At 67.3% G+C, this 26377-nt stretch carries 22 protein-coding genes; 12 read left to right on the top strand and 10 right to left on the bottom strand.

The genetic code is table 11. From position 1 onward, the window contains the following. Positions 1–24: 24 nt before the first annotated feature. The 9 genes from HMPREF3113_RS18015 to HMPREF3113_RS17975 form a co-directional block, all read right to left on the bottom strand. The gene (locus HMPREF3113_RS18015; RefSeq protein ID WP_070474609.1) at positions 25–813 is read right to left on the bottom strand and encodes a CHAD domain-containing protein; all 789 of its coding nucleotides are present in this window, start codon (positions 811–813) and stop codon (positions 25–27) included. A 55-nt stretch (positions 814–868) separates the two neighbouring features. Beyond that, positions 869–2809 carry a response regulator gene (locus HMPREF3113_RS18010; protein WP_070474606.1) on the bottom strand — a complete coding sequence of 647 codons (1941 nt, stop codon included), beginning with the start codon at positions 2807–2809 and terminating at the stop codon, positions 869–871. Next, on the bottom strand, positions 2796–3656 hold the full coding sequence (locus tag HMPREF3113_RS18005) for a sensor histidine kinase (protein ID WP_019184172.1): 861 nt from the start codon (positions 3654–3656) through the stop codon (positions 2796–2798). The genes HMPREF3113_RS18010 and HMPREF3113_RS18005 overlap by 14 nt, the downstream gene beginning before the upstream one ends. Beyond that, positions 3653–4669 (bottom strand): ATP-binding protein, encoded by a 1017-nt coding sequence (locus tag HMPREF3113_RS18000; protein ID WP_070474604.1) that lies wholly within the window; start codon positions 4667–4669, stop codon positions 3653–3655. The genes HMPREF3113_RS18005 and HMPREF3113_RS18000 overlap by 4 nt, the downstream gene beginning before the upstream one ends. Further along, positions 4660–5061, bottom strand: coding sequence for an anti-sigma regulatory factor (locus HMPREF3113_RS17995; protein WP_019184174.1), 402 nt, complete (start codon positions 5059–5061; stop codon positions 4660–4662). Before HMPREF3113_RS17995 ends, HMPREF3113_RS18000 begins: the two co-directional genes overlap by 10 nt. Beyond that, complete coding sequence (locus tag HMPREF3113_RS17990) at positions 5058–5429, bottom strand: STAS domain-containing protein (protein ID WP_019184175.1); 372 nt, start codon at positions 5427–5429, stop codon at positions 5058–5060. The genes HMPREF3113_RS17995 and HMPREF3113_RS17990 overlap by 4 nt, the downstream gene beginning before the upstream one ends. A 1-nt stretch (position 5430) precedes the next feature. Further along, positions 5431–6291, bottom strand: coding sequence for an STAS domain-containing protein (locus HMPREF3113_RS17985; protein WP_070425365.1), 861 nt, complete (start codon positions 6289–6291; stop codon positions 5431–5433). Between the two features lie 355 nt (positions 6292–6646). Then, complete coding sequence (locus HMPREF3113_RS17980; protein WP_019184177.1) at positions 6647–7687, bottom strand: hypothetical protein; 1041 nt, start codon at positions 7685–7687, stop codon at positions 6647–6649. Between the two features lie 117 nt (positions 7688–7804). After that, complete coding sequence (locus HMPREF3113_RS17975) at positions 7805–8413, bottom strand: hypothetical protein (protein WP_070474601.1); 609 nt, start codon at positions 8411–8413, stop codon at positions 7805–7807. A 310-nt stretch (positions 8414–8723) separates the two neighbouring features. Here HMPREF3113_RS17975 and HMPREF3113_RS17970 point away from each other — a divergent pair, with 310 nt between their 5' ends. From HMPREF3113_RS17970 to HMPREF3113_RS17925, 10 genes are all read left to right on the top strand, one after another. Further along, complete coding sequence (locus HMPREF3113_RS17970) at positions 8724–10064, top strand: peroxiredoxin family protein (protein WP_070474598.1); 1341 nt, start codon at positions 8724–8726, stop codon at positions 10062–10064. Positions 10065–10181: 117 nt separating this feature from the next. Then, the gene (locus tag HMPREF3113_RS17965; RefSeq protein ID WP_070474595.1) at positions 10182–10763 is read left to right on the top strand and encodes a YceI family protein; all 582 of its coding nucleotides are present in this window, start codon (positions 10182–10184) and stop codon (positions 10761–10763) included. Continuing rightward, positions 10760–11209: a protein-disulfide reductase DsbD domain-containing protein gene (locus HMPREF3113_RS17960; protein ID WP_070474592.1), complete on the top strand. Its 450-nt coding sequence runs from the start codon at positions 10760–10762 to the stop codon at positions 11207–11209. The genes HMPREF3113_RS17965 and HMPREF3113_RS17960 overlap by 4 nt, the downstream gene beginning before the upstream one ends. Positions 11210–11223: 14 nt before the next feature. Then, entirely contained in the window at positions 11224–12225 is a 1002-nt protein-coding gene (locus HMPREF3113_RS17955; RefSeq protein WP_070474589.1) for a cytochrome-c peroxidase, read from the top strand. After that, positions 12222–12758 (top strand): TlpA family protein disulfide reductase, encoded by a 537-nt coding sequence (locus HMPREF3113_RS17950; protein ID WP_139146410.1) that lies wholly within the window; start codon positions 12222–12224, stop codon positions 12756–12758. Before HMPREF3113_RS17955 ends, HMPREF3113_RS17950 begins: the two co-directional genes overlap by 4 nt. Before the next feature lie 137 nt (positions 12759–12895). Beyond that, the gene (locus HMPREF3113_RS17945) at positions 12896–15454 is read left to right on the top strand and encodes a TonB-dependent receptor plug domain-containing protein (protein ID WP_070474586.1); all 2559 of its coding nucleotides are present in this window, start codon (positions 12896–12898) and stop codon (positions 15452–15454) included. A 176-nt stretch (positions 15455–15630) separates the two neighbouring features. Continuing rightward, positions 15631–17868 carry an ATP-binding protein gene (locus HMPREF3113_RS17940; RefSeq protein ID WP_070474583.1) on the top strand — a complete coding sequence of 746 codons (2238 nt, stop codon included), beginning with the start codon at positions 15631–15633 and terminating at the stop codon, positions 17866–17868. Beyond that, a complete protein-coding gene (locus HMPREF3113_RS17935; protein WP_019184186.1) occupies positions 17865–18338 on the top strand; it encodes a response regulator in 474 nt (157 codons plus the stop codon). The genes HMPREF3113_RS17940 and HMPREF3113_RS17935 overlap by 4 nt, the downstream gene beginning before the upstream one ends. Then, positions 18331–20760, top strand: a complete 2430-nt coding sequence (locus HMPREF3113_RS17930) for a hybrid sensor histidine kinase/response regulator (protein ID WP_070474580.1) — start codon at positions 18331–18333, stop codon at positions 20758–20760. Before HMPREF3113_RS17935 ends, HMPREF3113_RS17930 begins: the two co-directional genes overlap by 8 nt. 139 nt (positions 20761–20899) lie before the next feature. Next, positions 20900–21280 (top strand): response regulator, encoded by a 381-nt coding sequence (locus HMPREF3113_RS17925; protein ID WP_070427419.1) that lies wholly within the window; start codon positions 20900–20902, stop codon positions 21278–21280. A gap of 15 nt (positions 21281–21295) precedes the next feature. Here the strand turns inward: HMPREF3113_RS17925 and HMPREF3113_RS17920 are convergent, their stop codons facing one another. Further along, positions 21296–24178, bottom strand: coding sequence for a hybrid sensor histidine kinase/response regulator (locus tag HMPREF3113_RS17920; RefSeq protein WP_070474577.1), 2883 nt, complete (start codon positions 24176–24178; stop codon positions 21296–21298). 370 nt (positions 24179–24548) lie between these two features. Here HMPREF3113_RS17920 and HMPREF3113_RS17915 point away from each other — a divergent pair, with 370 nt between their 5' ends. Further along, entirely contained in the window at positions 24549–25508 is a 960-nt protein-coding gene (locus HMPREF3113_RS17915) for a cation diffusion facilitator family transporter (RefSeq protein WP_046273381.1), read from the top strand. An 85-nt stretch (positions 25509–25593) separates the two neighbouring features. Next, positions 25594–26337, top strand: coding sequence for an SOS response-associated peptidase (locus tag HMPREF3113_RS17910; protein ID WP_070474575.1), 744 nt, complete (start codon positions 25594–25596; stop codon positions 26335–26337). Positions 26338–26377 lie beyond the last annotated feature (40 nt).

Genomic DNA, 26377 nt, shown 5'->3' with positions numbered 1-26377 from the left:
AGCAGATCGATACGGCGGCTCAGCTCAGCCCAGCGCAGCCACCCCCTCCGCATCCATCTGCGCAAGCAGTGCACGGCGGTCCCCCACACCCGGCATCACCCGCACCAGGTTGCGCAGCATCCGTAGGTCCTGCTGCCAGCCCAGCTGATCGCCCAGCGTGTGCAGTGCCCGCGCCTGTCGGCCCGGGCGGCTGCGCTTGATCGAGGCAGCCAGCGCGCTGTCCAGCGTTGGCAGTGCTTCCAGCTGCATGCGCAGGCGGCGTACCCGCCGGCGCCAGCGGTGCAGATCCTCGGTATCGCGGCTGCGTGCGGCGCGCTTTTCCGCCTTGGCGGTACGCCGCTCACTACGCGCCAGTCCCTTGCGCAGGTCACGCCTTCCAAGGGACTCCCATGGCTGGGCCTGGAGATCCCGCACGATACGTCCCAGTGCCGCGTGGCGGCGTGCAAACGCCGGGTCGCGTGCGAGCGCCTGGGCCAGGCGTGCGTCGCGGCGCACCGTCAGCCGTCTGCCGACCTCCGCCCATGGCAGGGCGGGCTGCTGCGCGGCCAGGCGCTGGCAGGTGTCCACCACCACGTGGGCATCGCGCAATGCCGACAGCCCTTGCCCGAGGCGGCGCAGGGCCGCATCGGCCTGGTCTGTCTCAAAATGGCTGTTCTCCAGCAGTGCGAGCAGCGCGCGCAGCCGGCGGATGGTCTTGCGCGCACGATGCACGGCATCGTGGACATCGGGTTGGGGCGAAAGCGCCTCGGCGATGGCCGTGCACTCACGCGCCGCCAGTGCGCGTGCGGCCGGGCCGATTGCGGGTGGCGACATGGTGGTTTCCCCCGGAGGCGTCAGGGGATTGTACCCAGGCTGCGGGCGAAGCCTGTCAGCCCGGGTTGAACATCTGCCGCACGCCCCGCAGCAGTTCGTTGACACTGAACGGCTTGGGCAGCAGGGACATCCCCTGCCCGAGGAATTCATTGCGGACAGCGGCGCTTTCCGTATAGCCGGTGACGAACAGAACCGGCAGGTGCGGCCGCAGGGCCCGGGCCGCATCGGCAAGCTCGCGACCGTTCATGCCGGGCAGGCCGACGTCGGACAGCAGCAGGTCCAGCTCACGGTCCGAATGCAGTTCCAGCAGCGCCTGCTGCGCGTTGATGGCCTCGACCACCTGGTATCCGGCTTCGACCAGCATCTCCCGGACCATCATCCGCACCGAATCGGTATCGTCCACCAGCAGGATGCGTTCGGCGCTGCCACGGGGCAGCTGTGCCGGTACCGATGCCTGGGCGACCGGCTGGAGCCGGCCCTCCGGCAGCAGCAGCTCGATTTCCGTCCCCTCGCCACGCTCGCTGGCGATGCGTGCGCTGCCACCGGACTGACGCGCGAACCCGTAGGTCATCGACAACCCCAACCCGGTGCCCTCGCCCTGCGGCTTGGTCGTGAAGAACGGCTCGAACACCTTGGTCAGCAGCTCGGTGGGAATGCCCACGCCGTTGTCCAGGACGGTGACCGTGATGTAGTGGCCCGGGGCCAGCTCATGGTCACGTTCGATCTGCGCACGCCCGGCGCGGATGCGGATCAGGCCTTGGCCGGCCAGCGCATCGCGGGCGTTGATGACCAGGTTGAGGATCACGTTCTCGAACTGGTTCGGGTCGGCCACCGCGATCAACGGCTCCGGGCCCAGCTCCAGTTCAAGCTCGATGTTCTCCCCGATCGAGCGCTGCAGCATGTCTTCCAGCGAGCGCACCCGCGCAACGACGTCGAAGGTCTGCGGGTCCAGCGGTTGTTTGCGCGCGAAGGCCAGCATGCGCTGGGTCAGCGCTGCGGCACGGTGTGCCGAGCCGTTGGCGATCTCGACGTAGCGCGAGGCCTTGTCCCATTTACCGCTGGAGGCGGCGATCTCGATCATGTCCAACCCGGAGATGATCGTGGTCAGCAGGTTGTTGAAATCATGCGCGATGCCGCCGGTGAGCTGGCCGAGCGCATCCATCTTCTGCGCCTGCATCAGCTCGATCTCGGTGCGCTCGCGCTCGGCGATCTGGAAGGCCAGTTCGGACGTGGCGCTTTCCAGCTCCTGGCGCTGCTCGTTGGCACGCGCATGGTGCTCGGTCGTATCTTCGATCAGCACCAGCCCCTGGCCGGCGGCCTGATAGGGGGTCACCCGCCACTCGGTCATGCGGATCGCACCACCGACGCGAAGGCTGAAGGTTCCCTGCCAGCGCTCGCCCTCGGCGAGGGCGACCTTCAACGCACTCAGCGGCGCGGCCTGATCCTGAAGCAGCTGATCGAGTTGGCCCGGACCGATCTGCTGGCCCAGCAGACGGGTGAACGCGTCGTTGGCGTCGTGCGCGTTGAGGTTGGCATCGAGCACCGCGATGGGCGCATTGATATGGCGGAAGATTTCGCGGAAGCGCGCTTCAGTCTCGCGCAGCGCTTCCTCCGCGCGGCGGGCGCGCAGCAGGCTGCGCAGCGTGGCCAGCAGCACATCCGGGTCCACTGGATGGATCAGATAGGCATCAGCGCCTGCGTTGAGGCCGGTGATCATGTCGCCGGTCGCGATCGAGGCCGCCGAGACGTGCACCACCGGCAGCAGCTGCAGCCGCGCGTTCTCGCGCAGCTGGCGGACCACATCGAAGCCACTCATGTCCGGCAGGTTCACATCCAGCACCAGCGCATCGAAATCATGCTCGGCAAGGCGCTCCAGCCCCTCCCCGCCGGTACCGGCTTCCTCGACATGGAACCCGTGATGCTCGAGCACCCGGCGCACCGCATAGCGGGTCGCCACGTTGTCGTCCACCACCAGGATGCGATCAGGGTTCGCCATTCGCGGCCTCCGTGGCCAAGGTCAGCGGCAACACCACATAGAAGTCCGAACCTGCGCCGATTTCACTTTCGACCCCGACGTGCCCACCCAGCAGCTCGGCAAAGCGCTTGCACAGTGACAACCCCAGCCCGGTGCCGCGCAGGCGTTTCTGCAGCGGTGTATCCACCTGCACGAAATCCTCGAACAGGGTGGACTGCAGTTCGGCGGGGATGCCGATGCCGGTATCGCGCACACTGAAGCGCACGGCGCTCTCCCCTTCCAACCGGGTCGACACCACCACCTGCCCATTGGGCGTGAACTTCAGTGCGTTGGAAATGAAGTTGCGCAGGATCTGCGCCAGCTTCTTGTCGTCGGTGTACAGCAACGGCATCACCGGCGGATCTTCGAACACCAGGTCCACCTGGTTGCCTTCCACCAGCGGGCGGAACATGCCGCGCAGGGCCGAGAACAGGTCCATCAGGTCGAACCAGGCCGGTGAAATGGTGATCCGCCCGGCCTCGATCTTGGCCAGGTCCAACAGGTCGTCCACCATCTCGCGCAGCTCGCTGGTGGAGGCGCTGATGAAGCGCACCTGGCGGCGCTGCTCGTCGGTCAGCGGGCCGTCCATGCCGTCTTCCAGCAGCCGCGTCATGCTCAGGATCGAGCCCAGCGGCGTGCGGAACTCATGACTCATGTATGACAGGAACCGGCTCTTCAGCTCGGAGACCTCGCGCAGCTGCTCGGCCTGCTGGTCCAGCTCGGCATACAGCGCGAGCACGCCCTGATTGGTTTCATCCAACTCGGCACGCAGCGCATCGGCTTCCAGTCGCAGCCGCTGCAGTTCCTCATCATTGGGGGTGACGCTCAATGCAGATCTCCAAGACGCAGGGCAACAATGCCGGCGTCATCCCGGCCGCGATCAAAATCACGCTGCAGCACCGCCACGATCACTGCTGGATGACGGTGGAACAGGCCGGGGTAATCACGCAGGCTCCAACGCGCCTGTAGTCCATCGCTGTGCATGACCAGCAGCGTGCCTGTGGCCGCGTGAAAATGGAATGGTTGTGCCTTGCGGTACTGCACGCCGACGATCCCCGGGTGCGAGGCCAGCCCACGCGAACTGGTGGGCTCGCACAGGCTTGCGGCGATATTGCCGATGCCGGCGAACTCCACCTGGCCCGTCGCCACATCCACGCAGGCCACCGCTGCCGCGCCACCCCGGGTACCGGACATACCGGCATGCAGCACGCCGATCAACGCCGGTGCGCCGCCCGCGGCAGAATGCGCGACCGCATCCACACCGGCCCACGCAGCATCGGCCGCAGGAAGCCCGTGGCCGAGGCCATCGATCACCGTGAGCGACACGGTCCGTGCGTCTGCGCGGATATGCCATGCATCGCCGCAGGCCAGCTCGTGGCGCATCGGCAGGCGCAGGGCGCCGTAAGCCACGTCGATGTCGCGCGGGGTGCGGCTGGCGTAGATCCGCGCCACGACCACCGCCCCCTTGGCATCGGACCAAGCATCGAGCACGCTGGCCTGGCGCTGGATCGCGCCCAGCCCGAGGCCCTGGGTGCCGCCGGTCGAATACCCGTCCGGAAGGCACTCGGCCAGGGAAAAGCCCGGGCCGGTGTCCACGGTGCACAGCTCCACCCCGTTGCCGCCGCGGCCACAGACCACGGACAGGTACATGCGACCACCGCGCCCATGTTTGAGCACGTTGGTCGCCATTTCGGTCGCCACCAGCGCCGCGCGGCCGGCGTCCATTTCATCCAGGCCGACATGATCGGCCAGTGCCAGCGCTTCGCGCCGCGCCTGTCCGACCTGTGAGGTTTCTTCGACCACCACGACCCGCGTTACCTGGCCTGCGAAGTTCAGCTCCATTTGGTGATCGTGATGCGGGTGCCCTGCCCCGGCGCACTCTCCAGCTCGAATTCATCCACCAGCCGGCGTGAGCCGGACAGCCCCAGGCCCATGCCCGAGCCGGACGACCAGCCATCGGTCAGCGCCTGCGCGACATCCGGGATGCCCGGCCCGTTGTCGGCGAAGACCAGCCGCACGCCTTTGCGCAGCCCCTTCTCGACCACGTCCCAGTCCATCGTCCCGCCGCCACCGTAGATCACGGCGTTGCGGGCCAGCTCACTGGCGGCAGTGACCAGCTTGGTCTGGTCGATCAGGCGCAGCTTGCAGGCCACGCACACCTGGCGCGCGGCCTGGCGGGCCAGCACCACATCCTGCTCGATGCGGATCGGCAGCGAACCACTGTTGGCACTCATGAGGCCGCTTCGTCTTCGTCGGTGCGCTGCAGCAGCTTCATGCCGCGCTCCACGTTGAGTGCGGTGCGCACGCCGCTGAGGGTGAGGCCGAGCTCCACCAGCGTGATCGCCACGGCTGGCTGCATGCCCACCACCACCGTGGTGGCATCCATGATCCGGGCCAGCGACGAAATGGTCGCGATCATGCGGCCGATGAACGAATCGACGATATCCAGCGCGGAAATATCGATCAGCACGCCGCGCGCGGAGGTGCTGCGGATCTTCTCGGTGAGGTCATCCTGCAGGGTCAGCGCGAGCTGATCGTGCATGTCCACCTGGATGGTCACCAGCAGCAGATCGCCCATCTGCAGGATCGGGATGCGTTCCATCTCAGCGGGCAGTCCGGGTCACGGTCTGGCCGGTGCGCTTGAGCGCCAGTGCCAGTGCGTCGGCGAGGTTGGCCTTGGTCACGATGCCCTGCAGGTCCAGCCCCAGGTGCACGATGGTCTGGGCGATCTGCGGCCGCACGCCACTGATGATCGCATCGGCGCCCATCAGGCGGATGGCGGTCACGGTCTTCAGCAGATGCTGTGCGACCAGCGTGTCCACGGTGGGCACGCCGGTGATATCGATGATCGCGATTTCCGAACCGGTATCCACGATGCGCTGCAGCAGCGATTCCATCACCACCTGGGTGCGCTGCGAATCCAGCGTGCCGATCATCGGCAGCGCGAGGACGCCTTCCCACAGCTTCACCACCGGCGTGGACAGCTCCAGCATCTCTTCCTGCTGGCGCTGGATCACGTCTTCGCGCGTCTTCTGGAACACGCTGACCGTGTGCAGTCCCAACTGGTCGATCAGCTCGGAGACCGCCCACAACTGGTCGCCCAGCTGCGCCGGATCATTCGCGTAGCCCTGCTGGATCACCTCGAACAGCGGTCGCTTCAGCGAGAAGATGAAGCTGGCGGTCTCCGACGAGTTGAAGCCCTTCAGCACGCGCTCGCGGGAAAGTTCCTCCAGGAAGCGGCGGATGTCCTGCCACTCGACCCGTGCGATGGAGCTGACCTCCGTAGCCGACAGCGCCTCCAGGAACAGACGCCAGAACTCGCGGACCTGCTGGTCCAGCTCGCGGGAGGACAGGCGGCCGTCCTGGGCCTGGCTGGAACCGGCCAGATTGCCGGCCCATGCGGCCAGCAGGGGCTCTTGATGGCTGCGAATGAGATCGATCGTGCGCTGCTGCAAAGCCGCCATGGAAAAGGTCCTGAAAGAAGGGAAACACCGGGTGGACAGACGCCCCATCACGGATATGAATGGGGGTCGCAATCGTCCAAGCTTAAATGAATTCAGGAAGATTGGGCATGACGGCAGATGCTGATGGCGTGAAGGTTGTTTGCACTTCCCTGACTCATTCAGAAAGACCGGACCTGGGCTGTTCACCTCGCCAGTTTCCCGGCCGGGCCGCCACAACGCATCAGGCCGCCCGAAGGCGGCCTGATGGTGGAACGGTCAGCGCAGCAGCGCGAACAGGAGCAGCAGCGGAATCGGAATGCCGAGCATCCACAGCAGAATGTACTTCATGGTGTTTCCTCCCTTGGGATGGTCAGGTTCACAGGTCGCGGCGACGGCCGCCCCAGGTGGCACTCAGGCTGGCGATGAAGGCACCGATCAGCAGCGTGATGAACAGCCACAGCGCGGCATAGGCGGTCGCCTTGCGGGCATCGTCGGCCGCCTGCTTGGCCTGCTGCTTGGCGTTGTCCAGCGCAGCGCGCAGGCGGGTCTGGACATCGGTCACGCGGGCCTGTGCTTCGGCCTGGCTCATGCCGGTCTGTGCCGCCACCAGCTGGCCCAGGTACTGGGTATCGGCTGGGTCCATGGTGTCGGACTTGAGGCTGTTGACGATGATGCGATTGACCTCGGTACGCACCTCACGGCTGTCCGCACGACGGTCGGCACCCGGCATCGGGCGCGGCGGCGGCGGTGCGCCGTTGACCGGCGGTGCCGGGGGGGCCGCTGCATCGGCCGGACCGACCGGCGGCGCGGGCTGCGCTGCGGTCGGGTTGGCACGGAACAGCGAATCCACCCAGTACTGCACGTCACCCTCTTCGTTGCCCATCGCGGCCGAGCCTGCGCCCGCTGCGGCAATACCGCCGGCAGTGGACGCCGCCGCACCTGCGGTGGCACCGGCCACCTTGGCGCCAGCGCCGAGAATGCCGCCGATCGCGGAGGTCAGCAGTGCAGCGGTCAGCAGAGTGGCCACCGCCCACGACACGAAACCATGTGCGGTATCGCGGAAGTAGGTCTCATCGCCGTGCAGGTTGCTCCACTTCGTGCGCAGGCGACCGGCCAGATAGCCACCCAGACCGGAGGCTGCGATGGCGGTGAAGGTCAACCAGGCAATGCTGGACCAGCCGAAGGTCTCGGCAGTCACGCCTTCAAACGACCACGGCGAGACCGACGACAGGCCCAGGCCCACGCCGAGAATCACCAGGATCAACGAAAGCGCGGCTGCGGCGATGGCACCGGCCAGGATCGCGCCCCATGACACGGCACTCTCGCGCGGAAGATCCACCACCGGCGGTGGGGTGACCACGGCCACGGTCGCGGCAGCGACGGGCTCGGGGTGGGCGTAATCGCCTCGGGTATTCATAGCGGATGGCACTCCTTTTCATGCGCTGCGGATGCAGCTCGCATCGGCAGGCTGCGCTTCAGGTCGTGAAATACGCGAGACGCTGAAAACAAGACCGTGTGGACGGCCGCGCCAGACTCACACCCGCCGGCCAAGCAGCATGATCACGCCGACCAGCCCACCCAGCGCGCCGACAACCGCCAGCTCGATGGACGGCTCACGCAACCGCAATGCCATGACGATGCACAGCGCGCCCAGCCCGATGATCACCGCGCCGATGGCCGCCGCACGCGCCGAGCCATAGAAGTGAGTACGCCGGATCGGCTCGCTGAGCGCAGGCTGCCTGCGTTGCCAAGCCTCCAGTGCGTGTTCGAATTCGCGCAGCAGGCGGTCACGGCTCTGCAGATCGGCTGCACTCACCATCAGTGTCGCCCGGCCCGGCCGCACCAGTTTCAGATAGTCATCGGTGCCCCAGCTGGACAACTGATCGAAGGGCACCGCGTCGCGTCGCGAAAACATCAGGCCATCGGCCATGACCATCACTTCATTGCGCGTCGGAAAGCCCTGGAAGGCCAACAACGGCGGCAGCACCAGGCACAGCAGTGCCACCACGATGGCGATACCCACCGGACCGCGATTGAGCACGATGAACATGAAACTGCCCGCGGCCAACAGGAATGCGAGCGGGACGGCCAGCTGATGCCAGCGGGTGTAAACCGAGACCTGGATACCTTCCCTTGGCTTCACGATGGGCTCCCTCCTTGGTATCGGCGCGTGGCCAGGCGCCTCGGGCACCATGGTCTTCGATGCCGGCCACGGCGGCAAATGCGCTGATGTCAAAACGGTTATCAGCCTGCCATCGTCGCGCCGGTGAATATGCTGATGAACATGCGTTCCAAGCCACGATGAACTTTTACGACATTCACGTGGCAATAATCCAGTCACGCCATGGATGGCACGTGACCGGCCAGGGATGGCCTTTCAGCGGATGCAGTGGAACGGGGGCTGCATCGCCGGCGACTTGGCGCGTCCAAGGGGATTATCTGGAAGCACTCTCATGACACTGGCATTATCCGGTCGCGTCGTCGCGGCCCTGTTCCTCGCCTCAAGCCTGTCCTTGGCCCTGCCTGCAGCGGCCGCAGCCACCGCCCCATTTCCTGCCGAAGGCGTGTGGCGCGGCGAATTCAATATCGATGGCGATCCCATTCCGTTCAACTTCGAAGTAAAGGGAAAGCGTGCGCAGGACGCGACCTTCACCCTGCTCAACGGCAGCCGCACCGACAGATTCAAGGTCACCCCGCGCGATGACGGGACCTTCTCGGTGCGGATGAACACCTACGATGCGGTGCTCGAAGGCAAGGTCTCCGAGGATGGCAAGCACCTGGTCGGCCAGTACAAGGACCTGGTGCCCAGCCGCAAAGGGGCGCGCAACCTTGCCTTCACCGCCGAACAGGGCGCGGCATGGCGCTTCGTCAAGCCCGGCCAGGACGAGGCACCGGCGGCGGACCTCAGCGGCAAGTGGGCCGTGCAGACCATCGACAAGGCCGCCCGCCAGGACAAGCGCAACCAGGTCGCCCTGCTCAAACAGGAGGGAAATCGCCTCTCCGGCGTGTTCATGACCGTGGTGGGTGATACCCGCGAGCTGGAAGGCACCGTGCAGGGCAACCGTTTCTACCTGTCCGGCTTCAGTGGGCCCAGCCCGCTGCTGATCCGCGGCACGATCGATGAAGACGGCAACATCCAGGGCGCGTTCGGCAGCGGCATCTACAACGTGGTGAAGTTCGAGGCCGAGAAAAGCGACAAGGTGGAGCTGCCGGATCCGTACAAGCTCACCTTCCTCAAGGATGGCCAGGAACGCATCGATTTCAGCTTCCCCGATCTGCAGGGCAAGCAGGTCTCGCTGCGCGACGACAAATACCGCGGCAAGGTGGTCATCGTTGAAGTGATTGGTACCTGGTGCCCGAACTGCACCGACCAGACCTATTTCCTGGCCCCGTGGTTCAAGCAGAACCAGCACCGTGGCGTGGAGGCGGTGGCGGTCGCCTTCGAGCAGGAAGACAACTTCGATTACTTCAAGAAGACCCTGACCACCTTCAAGGACTACTTCGATATCCGCTACGACATCGTGTTCGGCGGCATCGCCGACAAGAAGGTCGCTACCGAGAAACTCAAGGGCCTCAATTACATGGCCGCCTTCCCGACCACGATCATCATCGGCCGTGACGGCAAGGTCCGCGAGATCTACACCGGCTACACCGGCACCGTGACCGGGGAGTATCACCAGGATTATGTGGCCCGCTTCAACAGCCTGCTCGACGGGCTGATTGCCGAGCCCGATCCGTATGCGGCAAGCGCCGCGACCGCAACCACGACGCCGGCACTGGCCGTCGCCCCGTAACCCTCCGCGGCGGCCGGCCTGCCCGCCCGCCGCGGCCCTCCCTCCTGCGCTGCGCGCCCGCCCGGCCTCCCCGCGATGCCGCGGGCGGCTGCGCGCCACCACGAAGAGACCCGCCCCATGCGCACCACCGTGCTGTTGACCCTGCTCACCGCTGCCACCGCACCTGCCGTGGCGATCGCCGCGCCGGTGACCTACCAGCTCGACCCGACCCATACCGATGTGCTGTTCACCTGGAACCACAACGGCTTTTCATTCCCGACCGGCCGCGCCGCGATCAGCAGCGGCACGCTGGTCTACGACGCCGCCAGGCCCGCCGCCTCGCAGGTACAGGTCGAGCTGCCGCTGGCCGAGCTGGCCACCCACGTGCCGAAACTCGACGAGATCGTGAAGAGCGACAAACTCTTCGATGTCGCCAGGTTCCCGCAGGCTGCCTTCCGCAGCACCTCGGTCGTGTCCCAGGGCGCCGGCCGCCTGAAGATCACCGGCGAGCTGACCCTGCATGGCGTCACCCGCCCGGTCGTGCTCGACGCCACCCTCAACAAGGTGGGCGAGCATCCCAGCCGCAAGGTGCTGACCATCGGCTTCAACGCCACGGGCGTGATCCGCCGCAGCGAGTTCGGGCTGGATGCGTTCCTGCCCAACATCGCCGACGAGGTGCAGCTGCGCATCACCACCGAGGCGCAAGGGGGCAAGGAGTGAGGTACGGCATCCTTCCCCTGGGCGTTGCGTTGCTGCTGAGCGGTGGCAACGCGATCGCCGCCGATACGCCAAAGGTCGCCCTCAAGCCGCGGCTGGAGGCCGCGCCCGACGGGTCCCGCGAGCTGGTCATCGATGCCCGCATCGAACCGGGCTGGATCCTGTACGCCTCGGACTTCGAGCAACCGCAGATCGGCCCGCGCGCGGCACGGGTGATCCTGGCGGACGGGGCGCAGACGCAGGGCCCGCTGCGCTCGGTCGATGCCCGCGAAGGCCACGGCCGCAGTTTCGCCGGTGACTACCGCTACACCTATTTCAGCGAACAAGGACAGCTGCGCCTGCCCGTGGCGGCGGGCGGCACGCCGGTGAACGGCACCCTGCGCGCGCAGGTCTGCTTCGAAGAGAGCGGCCTGTGCGAGCTGGTCCAGCAGGAGATCGCCGCGCGTTGAGCGCGGCGCCAGCCATGCCACGCCCTGCCCTGTCCCTCTCCCTGCTTGCGGCACTGGCCGGCGGCGCGTTCCTGGCGCCGGTGCTGTCCGCCGATGCGCCGACCTACGACGGCGATCTGTCCGACAACCCGCGCGCCCAGCTGGGCCGACAGCTCTTTTTCGATCCCATCCTGTCGCGTGACCGCACGGTGTCGTGCGCCAGCTGCCATCAGCCGGCCCGCGCCTTCGCCGATGACCGCGCGCTCAGCCTGGGCGTGGACGGTCGCCTGGGCACCCGCAACACGCCCAGCGTGATGAACAGTGCCGGGCGCACCCGCTTCTTCTGGGATGGCCGCAGCGAGACCCTGGAGGAACAGGCGCTCGCGCCGATCGCCAACCCGCTGGAGATGGACCTGCCGGTGGATGACGCGGTGGCGCGGCTGCGTGCCGATCCTGCGTGGGTGGCACGCTTCCAGGATGCCTACAGCGCCGCTCCCAGCGCGCGCACGCTGGGCCGCGCCCTGGCCGCCTACCAGAAGACCCTCAACACCGTGGACAGCCCGTACGACCGCTACGCGCTGGGCCAGGAGGATGCGATCAGCGACGCGGCCAAGCGCGGCCGCCTGCTGTTCATCACCAAGGCCCAGTGCGTGAGCTGCCACGCCGGGGAGGACTTCACCTCGGACCGCTTCAAGAACATCGGCATCTACAACGGCCGCGAGTTCAACGACGAAGGCCGCGGCGGGATCACCGGCGATCCGGCGCAGAAAGGCGAGTTCAAGGTGCCGGGCCTGCGCAATGTCGCACTGACCGCGCCCTACATGCACAACGGGATGTTCAAGAGCCTGCGCGAAGTGATCGTGTATTACGACGACCCCGGCAAGGTGATCCCCGATTCGATCGGCCGGGACGCGCAGCTGCGCGATCCCCTGCACCTGACCGAGGCGGAGATCGACGACATCGAGCAGTTCCTGCACACCCTTACCGACGACCGCTTCGCGTCGCGCGCCACATCTTCAACGGCCTCACCTCCATGACCTCTTCCGCTTTTCGCCGCCTGGCGCTGCTGGCTACCGTGCTGATGATCGCGCTGCCCATGGCATCGTTCGCCGCCCCGCCCACCACGGCCGCGCCTGCCGGCCAGGCGGCACCGGCCCTGCACTGGACCGATCTCGAGGGTGCCCCGGCGTCGCTGGCGCAATGGCGCGGCCGCCCGGTGCTGCTCAACTACTGGGCCAGCTGGTGCGGCCCGTGCCTGAAGGAAATGCCCGACCTGCAGGATTTCTCGCAGGCGCAGACCTCGCGGCCGAACGGCGTGCACGTGGTTGGTGTCGCGCTGGATGATGTGGAATCGGCCAAGGCCCTGCGCGACCAGCTACGCCTCACCTACCCGCAACTGGTGGAGGGCGACGGCCCGCCCGGCACCGCCGCCGCGTTCGGCAACCGCATCGGCACACTGCCGTTTTCGGTGCTGATCGATGCGCACGGCACCGTGCTGCAGGTCCACAACGGCCCGCTGCATCCTGCCGACCTCGCCCGCTGGGCTGCCGCCGCCGGCGGTGCGCCATGACCGGCACCGGACGTGCCGCCGCCGCTGCCGAGTGCTGTTGCACGGGTACGCCAGCCACCGGCTGATCCGGTCCATCCGCCCTCGCCTGCCCGCCGCATGCCGCTGTGCATCGGCCCTCCTTCTCCTGGGGATCTTCCATGCTGTCCACGCACCATCGCCTGCCGTTGGTTGTCGCCGTCCTGTCCGCATTGTCCCTGCCCCTCGCCGCATACGGCGCAGCCGAGGTGGAAGTCGCCACCAGCGTGAGCACCGCCACCCTGGATACGGTCACCGTGACCGGCACCCGTGCACAGGGCCGCACCGTGCGCGAAAGCGCGGCGCCGATCGATGTCCTCTCAGCCGAGGACATCCGCGCCGCCAACGCAACCAGCCTGCTGGATGTGCTCAACACCACCGTGCCCAGCTTCAACCTGCCGCTGGAGACCGGGGATCTGAACAGCATGGTGCGTGCCGGGCAGCTGCGCGGCCTCAATGCCAGCCACGTGCTGGTACTGGTGGACGGCAAGCGCCGCCACGCCACCGCGCTGCTGGGCGCGGGTGGCTTCGGTGGCGCCGCGCCCGCCGATCTCGCCCTGATCCCCACCGGTGCGATCGAACGCATCGAAGTGCTGCGCGATGGCGCCTCGGCGATCTACGGTTCGGACGCCATCGCCGGGGTCATCAACATCGTCACCCAAAAGGCTGCCCGCGGCGGCAACGTCTCCTACCGCGATGGCACCTACTTCGCCGGCGATGGCCGCGCGCGCGTGGTGCAGGCCGATGCCGGGTTCGGCCTGGGCGACGGCGGCTATCTGCACCTGGCGGCGCAGCTGGACGACCAGAAAGCCACCGACTACACCAGCCCCGCACGCGATACATTCCTGTACTACTTTCCGCGCAACGCGGCCGGCAATGCGATCCGCCCCGGCGGCAACCAGGCCAGCAACCCGACGCTGCCACCCGGCGCGACGCCGGATCCGCGCGAGGCCACGCGCGACAACAATGCCTGGCGCAACCGGGGCATCCGCGCGTTCCGCACGAAGACCGCCACGGCCAATGCCAGTATTCCCCTCGCCGCGACGGTGGAGGCCTACGGGCTGCTGACCCTGGCCCAGCGTGATGCCTGGGCATCGCAGAACTTCCGCCAACCGCTGCGCAATGAGGTAGTACGCGCGATCGATCCGGATGGCTTTGCACCGACCGAGCACATCGACGAGAACGACGGCGCGCTCACGCTGGGGGTACGCGGCCAGTTCGGCGAGTGGGACTGGGACCTGAGCAGCGGCTACGGGCGCGATGCGATGGATATCAACCTGCACAACAGCATCAACCCCACCTACGGCCTGGACAGCCAGACCGATTTCTACATCGGCGACCTGCGCTACAGCGCCTGGACCCATAACCTGGATCTACGCCGCCAGCTGCAGACGGCGTGGCTGGCCGCGCCACTGGAACTCAGTGCAGGGGCGGAGTATCGCGACGAGCGCTACCGGATCGGCGCGGGCGACGTGCAGTCCTACACCCATGGCGGGCAGCGGGTGCTGGACGGCCCCTACGCGGGCACCGTGCTGGGGATCGGCCTGGGCGGCTCGCAGGCGCTGCCCGGTTACCGGCCCGAGGACGCGGTCGATGTCAGCCGCAACAGCGGCGCGCTGTACCTCGGCGTCGCAGCCGACCTGGGCGCGCGCTGGCGCGTGGACCTGGCCGGCCGGCATGAGCGTTACTCGGATTTCGGCAGCGAAACCACCGGCCGCCTCTCCACCCGTTTCGCGCTGCATCCCCGGCTCGCCCTGCGCGGCACGATCAGCAACGGTTTCCAGGCGCCGTCCCTGGCCGCGCAGGCGTATCGCAACACCTCCAACGGCAATTTCTACACCGACCACATCCTGCAGGCCGGTTCGCCGCAGGCCATCGCACTGGGCGCGCAGCCGCTGCGCCCGGAAACCTCGCGAAGCCTCAGCCTGGGCATCGTGGCCGAGCCATGGCAGGGCGCATCGCTGACGGTGGATGCCTACCGCATCGATGTGGATGACCGGATCGCCCTGTCCACGACCTTCCGCGAGGGGCTGTATCCCGGCTCCGGCGTGCTGGTCACCTCGGTGGGACTCGGCGCACAGGATGGGGTGCGCTACTTCATCAATGCCGCCGATACCCGCACCGATGGCGTGGAGGCCACGCTCGAAGGCCGCGTCGATCTGGGCCGCGGCGGCACCCTGCGCTGGACCCTGGCCAGCAGCCATAACCGCGCCAGGATCACCGGCCTGGCCCCCACCCCCGCCGTGCTCGCCGCCTTCAATGTGCCGGTGTTCAGCACCGGATCGCAGAACGAGCTGCTCTACAAGGCGCCCCAGTCCCGGCAGGTGCTGGGTCTGGACTGGAGCCTGGGCCGCTACCGGGTCGGCCTGCGCCAGAGCCGCTATGGCGACATCCAACGCTATGGTTCGCCGACCACGGTGGCCAGCAGTGGGCCGTATGCCGGCCAGGCCGAGATCGCCTATGACATCGGCGGCCTCTGGATCACTGATCTGCAGCTGGGGGCCACCCTGCCCGGCGGCTGGGACGTGGCGCTGAACGCCAACAACGTGTTCGACCGCAAAGTCACCAGACTGCCCGAGCCGCTGCTTGCCGCGAACGAATACTACCGGTATGCCAATGGCGGACCGGTCGATGGCTCGGGGGGGCTGTGGTCAGCCACCCTCCGTTACCGCTGGGACTGATCCGCGCGCAGCGCAAGGAACACCGTCGCATCCTCACAGATCTGGGCGCCCGCCTATGCAAAAATAAGGGAACTGTGGCACGCCGCGTCGCAGGTGACGGTGTGTGCTCCTGACAACCAGGCGCAGCCGTGCCATTCGTGCGGTGGCCAGTACTGGTAAAGATCAGGAGTCAATGAATGTCCTCGAGGAATTCCGGCGCAAGCGCCTTGGATCTGTCCAGCTGCGCGCGTGAGCCGATCCGTACCCCCGGTGCCATCCAGCCGTACGGATTGATCCTGGTCCTCGATCACACGACATTGACGGTCAACGCCCGCGCGATGGCCGAGCCGGGCCTGCTGGAGGCGCTTGGCGATCCGCTGGGCCAGCCGCTGGATCAGGTGCTGGCCGGCACTCTGGCGCCATGCAGGCCGGTGCTGGAGGCATTGCAGGAGGGTGCCTCGCATTTCCTGGGCGCGCACCCGGTGGGTACGGCGGGCAACCACCACACCGTGGCCCACCGGATCGGTGATGACGTCATCATCGAGCTGGAGGCCCCGGTGCCGGGCGAACCGGGCTCGCTGGAGGACCTGTATCCCTCGATCCGCCGCTTCATGGCCGCCATCGAGCACGCGCCGACGACCCAGGCATTGTGCGAACTCGCTGCCACGCATATCCGCGAGCTGACCGGCTTCGACCGCACGATGATCTACCAGTTCGACAAGGACTGGAACGGCGCGGTGGTGGCCGAGGACCGCAACGACGTGCTGCCCTCCTACCTCGACCTGCGCTTCCCGGAATCGGACATCCCCGCCCAGGCGCGCGATCTGTACCGGCAGAACCGCGTCCGCCTGATCGCCGACAGCCATTACACCCCCGTGCCGCTGGTGCGCGTACCGGCCCTCGCCGATGCGGCGCCCATCGATCTGGGCCCGGCCATGCTGCGCAGCGTCTCCCCGGTGCACCTGCAGTACATGCGCAACATGGGCACGGGCGCCTCGATGTCGGTCTCGGTGCTGTCCGAAGGCGAGCTGTGGGGCCTGATTTCCTGCCACAACCAGGTCGCCCGCCGGGTGCCCTACCACGTGCGTACGGCCTGCGAGTTCATCGGTCAGATCCTGTCGCTGCAGATCGCGGTGAAACAGCGCGCGGTACTGGTCGAAGAGCGCATCGCACGCCGCGCGATCCAGGTCCGGCTGCTCGGGCGGATGGCCGGTGACACCGACTTCATGGCCGCACTCGGCCGCGACCAGCAGAGCCTGCTGGCGCTCACCCAGTCCACCGGCGCGGCGATCGTGCACCGTGGCGAGTGCATCCTGCATGGCCAGTGCCCCGGCCAGCGTCACGTGATGCAGCTGGTGCAATGGCTGACCGCGCAACAGATCGAGGGCGACATCTTCTGTACCGACACCCTGCCGCTGGACTGGAAGGAGGCCGAAGCCTTCGCCGGCGTGGCCAGCGGCGTGCTGGCCATCTCGATCTCGCAGATCCACGACAGCTTCGTGATCTGGTTCCGTCCCGAAGTGGTCCGCACCGTGCGCTGGGGCGGCGACCCGCGCAAGGAAGAGACCGGACAGCCGCTGTCGCCGCGCACCTCCTTCGAGGGCTGGAAGCAGACCGTGCGCCAGCAGTCGCTGCCCTGGAACGACGTGGACCGCGATGCTGCGCTGGAACTGCGCACGGCCATCGTGGATATCGTGCTGCGCAAGGCCGAAGAGATGGCGGCATTGAACGAGCAGCTGTTGCGCAGCAACAAGGAACTCGAAGCGTTCTCCTACTCGGTGAGCCATGACCTGCGCGCCCCGTTCCGGCACATCGTCGGCTACTCGGAACTGCTGTGGTCCTCGGCCGGCGAAAGATTGAACGATTCAGAAAAGAGATTTCTCGACACCATCGTGGAGTCGGCAAAATCGGCTGGGACCCTGGTCGATGACCTGCTCAGCTTCTCGCAGATGGGCCGCTCGACGATGGGCCAGATCGCGATGGACATGACCGCCCTGGTGGAAGACGTGCGCCACAAACTCGACATGGAGTACGCCGGGCGCGCCATCGACTGGCAGATCGCGGGGCTGCCCAAGGTGCAGGCCGACCCCGGCATGCTGCGGCTGGTCTGGCAGAACCTGCTGGCCAATGCGATCAAGTTCACCCGCGACACGCCCGAACCACGCATCGAGGTCGGGCATGAACGCAACGACACGGAGGACATCTTCTTCGTGAAGGACAACGGCTGTGGTTTCGACATGCGCTACGTGGACAAGCTGTTCGGCGTGTTCCAGCGGCTGCATCACGTCGATGAGTACGAAGGCACCGGTATCGGCCTGGCCAACGTGCACCGCATCATCACCCGCCATGGCGGCCGGACCTGGGCGAAAGGCCAGGTCGGCGCCGGCGCGACATTCTATTTCACCATTCCCTTTGTTACTGGAGACCACCTATGAGAGATCTGCGACCGATCCTGCTCGTAGAAGACAACCCGAAAGACGCTGAATTGACCATGGCCGCGCTCGCCCGCTGCCAGTTGCTCAATGACGTGACCCATGTGCGCGACGGCGTGGAAGCGCTGGAGTATCTCCGCTGCCAGGGGCGTTATGAAGGGGCCATGCATGGCGGCCCGGTGGTCGTGCTGCTGGACCTGAAGCTGCCCAAGCTCAACGGCCTGGAAGTGCTCAAGGAAATCCGTACCGACCGTGCCCTCAGCAGCACCCCGGTGGTGATGCTGACCTCCTCGCGCGAAGAGCAGGACCTGATCCGCAGCTACGAGCTGGGCGTCAACGCGTTCGTGGTCAAGCCGGTGGACTTCAAGGAATTCCTTGAAGCGATCCAGGGCCTGGGCATGTTCTGGGGCATCACCAACCAGCCGCCACCGCACGGCACGCTGTTCGGCGGGAAGAGTAGACACGATGGCTGAGGCCGCCACAGCAAAGACCATCAGGATCCTGATGGTCGAAGACAGTGCACTTGATGCAGAACTGATCACCGCGCAGCTCAAGCGCGCCGGGGTGCCGTTCACCGCCGAGCGCACCTGGTCGCACCAGGGCATGCTCGATGCCCTGACCACGACGCCGTTCGATGTGATCCTGGCCGACCACGTCCTGCCGGGCTTCGATGGTGACGCCGCGCTCGCCCTGGCCAGCGAGATCGCCCCCCAGATTCCCTTCATCTTCGTCTCCGGCACGCTCACCGAAGAACTCGCGGTGCAGGCGCTCAAGCGCGGTGCACGCGATTACGTGGTCAAGTCACGCCTGCAGCGCCTGCCCGATGCAGTGCTCAGGGCCATCGGCGAAGCGCAGGAGCGCCGCCGGCTGCAGCGCGTGGAGGCCGAGCTGCATGAGAGCCACCAGCGGCTGAGGCTGATCACCGATTCGCTGCCGGCGCTGATCGCCTACTTAGGTCACGACCATCGCTACCGCTTCGCCAACAACGCCTATGTCGAGTGGCACGGCCGTACGCCGGAGAGCCTGATCGGCCGGCACACCCGCGAGGTGATCGGCGAGGACACCTTCAACAGCATCCAGCAGCACCTGGACCGGGTCCTGCTCGGTGAGAAGGTGAGCTTCGACCTGCTCTCGCTGCGCAGCGATGGCACGCCCCGCCACGCGCAGGTGGACTGCGTACCCGAGCTGGCGCCGGACGGCGCGGTGCTCGGCTATTACGCGATGGCGCGCGACATCAGCGAGCTCAAGCACGCGCAGGCGCAGCTCAGGGCCAACAACGAATCCCTGGAACGCCAGGTCGACGAGCGGACCTCGGCGCTGCACCGCAGTGAAAGCCGGCTGCAGGCGCTGTTCGAATCCAGCTTCCAGCACCAGAACCTGCTGACCCTGGATGGCCACATCATCGACACCAATTCGGCGTCGCTGGCGGCCATCCTCGCCGACAAGGAAGACGTCCGCGACAGCCTCTACTGCGAGTCTGCCTGGTTCGCCGATACCCCCGGGGTACCTGGCGTGGTCTGCACGGCCATTCTCGAGGCGGCGGCCGGTACCGCTTCCCGCCATGAACTGGAGCTGCGCCTGCCCACCGGCAAGCGGACCTTCGATTTCTCCTTCCGCCCCCTGTTCGATCATCAGGCGCGGATCACCGCGGTCGTCTCCGAAGCGGTGGAAACCACCGCGCGCCGGCAGGCCGAAGAGGCGCTGCGGCACAGCCAGAAGATCGAGGCCGTCGGCCAGCTGACCGGTGGCATCGCGCACGACTTCAACAACATCCTGACCGTGATCGCCGGCAACATCGAATACGCCAAGATGCTGACCGACCGCCTGGGTGACGCTGCGGGCAATTCATCGCGCTCGCTGGACAACGCGATGAAGGGCGTGATGCGCGCGGCCAACGTCACCCAGCGCCTACTGGCGTTCTCGCGCCGGCAGCCGCTGAAGAACATGCCGGTGGACCTGAACGAGGAAATGCGCGGCATGCAGGACATGCTCAAGCGTTCACTGGGCGAGCTGGTGCAGATCGACATGCTGCACAGCCCGGATATCTGGTGCGTGGAGATCGACCCGAACCAGCTGGAGGCCTCCATCCTCAACCTGGCGGTCAATGCCCGCGACGCCATGCCCGGGGGCGGGCGCCTGACGATCGAGATCGACAACATCCATCTGGACAAGGACTACGCAGCGCAGCACCCGGATGTGCCGCCCGGCCAATACGCCATGATCCGGGTGCGCGACAGCGGCCAGGGCATGTCCGCCGAGGTGATGGGCCGGGTGTTCGAACCGTTCTTCACCACCAAGGAGGTCGGCCGCGGCACCGGGCTGGGCCTGTCGATGGTGTACGGTTTCGCCAAGCAGTCCGGTGGCCATGTCCTGCTCGACTCCATCGAAGGCAGCGGCACCACGATCACCCTGCTGTTCCCGCGCTCGGCCTCCGCCCTGCCCGGCACCCGCCAGGCCGAGGCGCAGGAAGCCAACGCCTACGAGGTGGAGGAGGAGACCACGGTGCTGGTGGCCGAGGACAATGACGATGTCCGTGCCTACACCGTGGATACCCTGCGCCAGCTGGGCTACCGCGTGCTCGAAGCGCATGACGGACCCTCCGCCCTGCGCCTGCTGGAGCGGCCGGACGTGAGCGTGGACCTGCTGTTTTCGGACATCGTGATGCCGGGCATGTCCGGCTGGGCACTGGCCAAGCAGGCGATCGGCCGGAAACCGGGGCTGCGGGTCCTGTTCACCTCGGGCTATCCGCGCGATATCGACGCAAGCGGCACGGTCGGCCGGACCATCGCGCTGCTCGCCAAACCGTTCACCCGCACCGATCTGGCCCGCTCGATCCGGGCCTCCCTGCAGGACGAGAGCCCCGCCCAGGGCGGTGAGACCTTGGACCGAGGGTAATGAAGGAGGCTGCCGTCATCGGCGCCTCCCGGGGATCATGACGCCGGGCTGGCGCGCGATGCACGGCCGGCTAACGCGCGCGGGCGCTAAGGTGGAGCTCCGCACAGGTGGCTGCATGCCACGAGGATCCGCGCCCGCAATGACTGCTGCCCGTTCCCACCCACGATGCCGCGTGCTTCTCGTCGAAGACGATGCGCCCATCCGGGAGATGACCAAGGACATCCTCAACGACGATGGCTTCGAGGTCCTCGACGTTGCCGACGCCGAGGCCGCGCTGGGGTGCCTCAGGCATGACGGCCCGTTCGACCTGCTGGTCTCCGATGTCGGGCTGCCCGGAATGGACGGCCGCGACCTGGCCACGATCGCCACCACGCTGCACCCGGCCATGCCCATCCTGCTGGTCACCGGCTATGCCGGGGCGGCCGGGGCCCGGCCGGACTTTCTCGGCGAGGACATCAAACTGCTGCGCAAACCCTTCACGCTCAAACAGCTGGTGAGCTCGGTCAGGTCCCTGCTCTGAGCGCAGCCAACACCGTCACTGGCTGCTGCCTGCAGTCGCCAACAGCGCGCGCGCACGCCGCTCCAGTTCGGCAGTGGTGAACGGTTTGGTCAGCACTTCCATCCCCTCCTCCAGCTGCCCGGCGCCCACCGCCGCCGACGCCGCATAGCCGGTGATGAACAACACCGGCAGCCCGGGCCGCACTTGGCGCCCTGCATCGGCGACCTGCCGGCCATTGAGCCCGCCAGTGAGGCCGACATCGGTGATCAGCAGGTCGATGGGCTGCCCGGAGTGGAGCAGCTCGACCGCCTGGCCGCCCTCCGGCGCCTCCAGCACCCGATAGCCGGCGCCGCCCAGCACCTCGCTGAGCAGCGCGCGGATCGCCCCCTCGTCTTCAACCACCAGGATCGTCCCGACGCTGGGCGTGGATGTGGCGGGCGCATCCTGCTCGGTCTCCTGCACCGCATTAGCCGCGGTTTCGCCGATGAAGCGTGGCAGGTACAGCTCCACCGTCGTGCCCTGGCCGACCTGCGAATCAATCCGCACCTGGCCGCCGGACTGGCGGGTGAAGCCATAGATCATCGACAGGCCCAGGCCGGTGCCCTGCCCGATCGGCTTGGTGGTGAAGAACGGCTCGAAGACCTTCTCGATCACCGCCGCCTCCATGCCGGTTCCGGCGTCCTTGACGGCCAGCCGCACGTAATCGCCCGGGGGCGTATCCAGCGCTGCCGCAGCCTCGCCCTGCAACGTCACGTTCGCCGCACTGATGGTCAGCGGGCCGCCCTCGGGCATCGCATCGCGGGCATTGATGCACAGGTTCAACAGCGCATTCTCCATCTGCGGCACATCCACCAGCACCGACCATGGATCCGAATCGAGCTGCGTGGCGATCGCGATCGACGGCCCCAGCGTGCGCGAGATGATGTCCAGCATCCCGCGCACCAGGGCATCGGCCACCACCGGCGTCGGCGCCAGCGTCTGCCGGCGGGAGAAGGCCAGCAGCCGCTGGGTCAGCGCGGTGGCGCGCGACGCGCTGGACTGCGCCATCTCCAGGTACCGGCCCACATCATCGTAGCGACGCTGATCGATGCGCAGCTCCAGCAGCTCCAGGCCGACCGAGATGGCGGTCAGCAGGTTGTTGAAGTCATGCGCCAGGCCGCCGGTCAACTGGCCCACGGCCTCCATCTTCTGGCTTTGCCGCAACCGCTCTTCAGCCACCTGCAGCTCGGCGCTGCGCGCCTGCACCCGCTCTTCCAGGGTCAAGGTCAGCTCGCGCAGCTGGTCTTCGGCCAGGCGCCGCTCGGTCACGTCCGAGGCAGTGCCGAACCATTCGGTGATCTCGCCGTTGCCGTCCAGCAGCGGCACCGCGCGCATCTGCACCCAGCGCACGCTGCCATCGGCGAGCAGGCTGCGGTGTTCCAGCGCCAGCGGCTCCCGCTGCGCCAGCGCGCGGGCGATGGCCTGCTCCAGCAGGCCCAGATCCTCCGGATGTACGTAGCGCTCTTTCCAGTCGCTGAGCGCGGGCAGGCTGTCGTCCTGCGCGACCGGTCCAGTGGCCAGAATCTGGCGCATCTCGCGCCAGTCGGCGGTGACCGCATAGAGCGACTGCGAGGAGGCGCTCACCAGCGCGCCGAGGCGTCGCTCGCTATGGGCCAGTGCATCGCTGGCGCGGCGCTCTTCTGTCCGGTCGCCCAGCACCTTGACGAAGCCCAGCGCGGCGCCATCTTCATCGCGCAGCACGGTCATGGCGCCGCTGGCCCAGAACCGCCCGCCGGATTTGCGCGCCAGCCAGCGCTCACCGCTGACCCCGCCCGATGCGATCGAGACGCTCTGGTTGTGGCGCAGGCGGTCGGCCAGGATGTCCTCCTGGGTATAGATCCGCTCCACCTTCTGGCCCAGCATCTCGGCCTCCGTCCAGCCGAAGATGTGCTCGGCACCGGCATTCCACAGGGTCACGTTGCCCTGCAGGTCCGAGGCGACGATCGCGTAGTCGCTGGCACTGTCGATGATCTGGCGATTGCGCGCCTCCACCTGCCGCATCGTGCGCTGCAGCTCGATGTGGGAGGTGACATCCAGGCCCTGCACGAACACGCCCGCAGTGCTGCCGTCTTCGCCGGCCACCGGCTGGAAGACGAGATCCAGCAGGCGCCGGGCCGATGAGGGATCGGACGGGAACGGCGCGTCGTAGACCATCTCGCTGCCGATGTACGGCTTGCCGGTGCGGTACACCTCGTCCAGCAACGGCATGAAACCCTGGTCGACGATTTCCGGCAGCGCCTCCCGGATCGACTTCCCGAGCACGTGGCGGTTGCCGACCAGGCTTTGGTAGCCCGGGTTGGCCAGCTCGACGCGATGCTCCGGCCCGCTGAGGAAGGCCATGAACATCGGCGACTTGTCGAACAGCGCGATCAGGCGCTCGTTCTCCTTGGCCAGGCGCTGCTGCGCCACGATGATGCTGGTCACCTCGTTGGTCACGCAGAACGCGCCGCCGACACTGCCATCGTCCAGGAAGATCGGCGAGAAGGAGAATGTCCACCAGGTCTCTTCAGGCACGCCCTGGCGGCTCATCGAGACAGGCAGGTTCTCGTAGCGGGAGGACCCGCCTGCGAAGGCAGCCTCGATCGGTGCGCGCACGGCGTCCCACGCATCCGCCCACAGCTGCCTCAGCGGCGCCCCCAGCGCCCCCTCCAGGCGCGGCCCCAAGATGGGGCTGTAGGCATCGTTGAAGAAGAAAGTCAGGTCATCGCCCCAGACCACGTACATGCTCTCGGGCGAGGCCAGGATCAGGTTGACCGCATTGCGCAGCGCACTGGGCCAATGGTCGATCGAACCCACCGGCGTCGCCTGCCAGTTCCATCCACGCACCTGCTCGGCCATCGGGCCGGTGCTGCCGGGAAAACGCCCCACCCCTGCACTCATGCGCGCCGCTCCAGGACGGCCGGGGCACGCGCGCCGCGCAGCCGCGCGACAGACCAGGGAAGGACAGACATCATCGGGTCACCGAACCTTGAACTGAAAGGCATCGCAGCAGCAGGGGGACCGGCAGGCAGCGGTCGGCCGGCCGGTAGGGGGAGAGCAATTTAATCCACGCGGGGCCAACTCCATGTCAACGCCCGCAGCCGTAAACGAACGCTGCCCAGGGCCACGGATTATCCCGCGCCACGGGCGGCGGGTACAGCCCCGGCCGCTCAGCGCCGCACTGCCGCCCGGCCTGCCAGGCCCGGACGTGCACGCGCCCGGGACGCGCCGTTGGCGATGATGCCGCACCCTCCCCACCCCCGCCTCCGCCATGGCCAAGCCGACTGGCTCCCGTCTCGTGATCTATGCCGCGCTCGCCGGCAACCTGGCCATCGCCATCGCCAAGTTCGTCGCCGCCGGCATCTCCGGCAGTTCGGCCATGCTCAGCGAGGGCGTCCACTCGCTGGTGGATACCATCAACGAGCTGCTGCTGTTGTACGGCCTGCGCCGGGCCGAGCAGAAGCCGGACACCCTGCATCCCTTCGGCCATGGGCGGGAACTGTATTTCTGGAGCTTCATCGTGGCGCTGCTGGTGTTCGCCGCCGGTGCGGGCGTCTCGGCGTATGAAGGCATCCAGCACATCCGCAACCCGGAGCCGGCCACCAACCACCTGATCAGCTACATCGTGCTGGGCATCTCGCTCGTGTTCGAAGGCACCTCGTGGTGGATCGCGCTGCGCGAATTCCGCGCCACCAAGGGTTCATTGGGCTACTTCGAGGCATTCCGCCGCAGCAAGGATCCCTCCACATTCACGGTGCTGCTGGAAGACAGCGCCGCCCTGCTCGGCCTGGGCTTCGCGCTGGTCGGCCTGCTCGCCGCGCAGCTGCTGGACATGCCCATCCTTGATGGCGTCGCTTCGCTGTGCATCGCCGGTGTGCTGGCGGTCACTGCCTTCCTGCTTGCACGCGAAACCAAGGGGCTGCTGGTGGGCGAACCGGCGCACCCGAGCGTTGCCAAGCGCATTCTCGCCGTGGCCAACACCGATGCCGACCTGCGCCGTGCCAATGGCGTGACCACCATGCAGATGGGACCCGAACAGGTCGTGGCGATGCTGAGTGCCGAATTCGAAGATGATCGCACCACGCCGCAGATCGAGGCGTGCATCACCCGGATCGAGAAAGCGGTGAAAGCCGAGTATCCCGAGCTGGTCGCCTTGTTCGTCAAGCCGCAGACGCCAGAAGTGTTCCAGGCGCGGCGGGCCGCGCTGGCCGAGCCGCATCCGGACACATGAGCGCCGAGCACAGCAGGCAGCGCCCGGGTGAGCAATGCCGGCGCTGCCTACGAGGCCATCACGGATATCGTCGGATGCTCGGCCCATGCGCCGTTTCGCACAAGCCATCGCCGACACCGAGTCACTCCCCGCCGGACTGCCTGCCGCGCTGGCGCGGACGCTGGCCGCCGGCCCGGACCACTACAACATCGCCAAGGGCAGCGTGGCCACGGTGCTGGCGCGCGACCACGACGGCTCCATTGCCGTGGCCGACATGGTGTGGGGGCTGGTGCCGCGCTGGTCCAAGGAACCGGCCACGCCCTATACCACGGTGACCGCACGGCTGGAGCGCGCGCCACGCAGCCGCATCTACGCGCAGGCCTGGGCACAGCGCCCGTGCGTGCTGCCCATGACCGGCTATTACAAATGGGACCGCGCGCGCCGGCCGCCGTGGCCGCTGTTCGTGCAGCGCAAGGACGGGCTTGTCCTGCTCGCCGCCGGCCTTTGGGAACACTGGGAAAGCGAGGATGGCCAGCAGCTGGACAGCTTCACGGTCCTGACCGGGCCGAACCACGCGATCCCGGCCCCGCTCACGCCGGATGGACCGATCTTCATCGCACCGGCCACCGCACTGGACTGGTTGAGCGGCGCCTTCAGAACGCCCGCGGCGCTGAACGCCCGCGCCACTACGCCCGCACTCGAGGCCTATGCGGTCAGCCGCGCGTTTCGTGATCCCGCGCGCGACGATTACACGCTGTTGGAACCTGTCGATCCGGATGCCGCCGCAGCCATCACCGAACCACCGCAATGGGATGGCGATGCGTGGGATGAGCGCGATGCGGATGAATGACGTGCAGCGCGCGTGAGCGTCAACCTTTCCGGCGCTTGAA

This window comes from Stenotrophomonas sp. HMSC10F06 (assembly GCF_001807865.1).
In the GTDB taxonomy this organism is placed as follows: Bacteria; Pseudomonadota; Gammaproteobacteria; order Xanthomonadales; family Xanthomonadaceae; genus Stenotrophomonas; species Stenotrophomonas bentonitica_A.
This window is presented reverse-complemented; position numbering and strand designations above follow the sequence as displayed.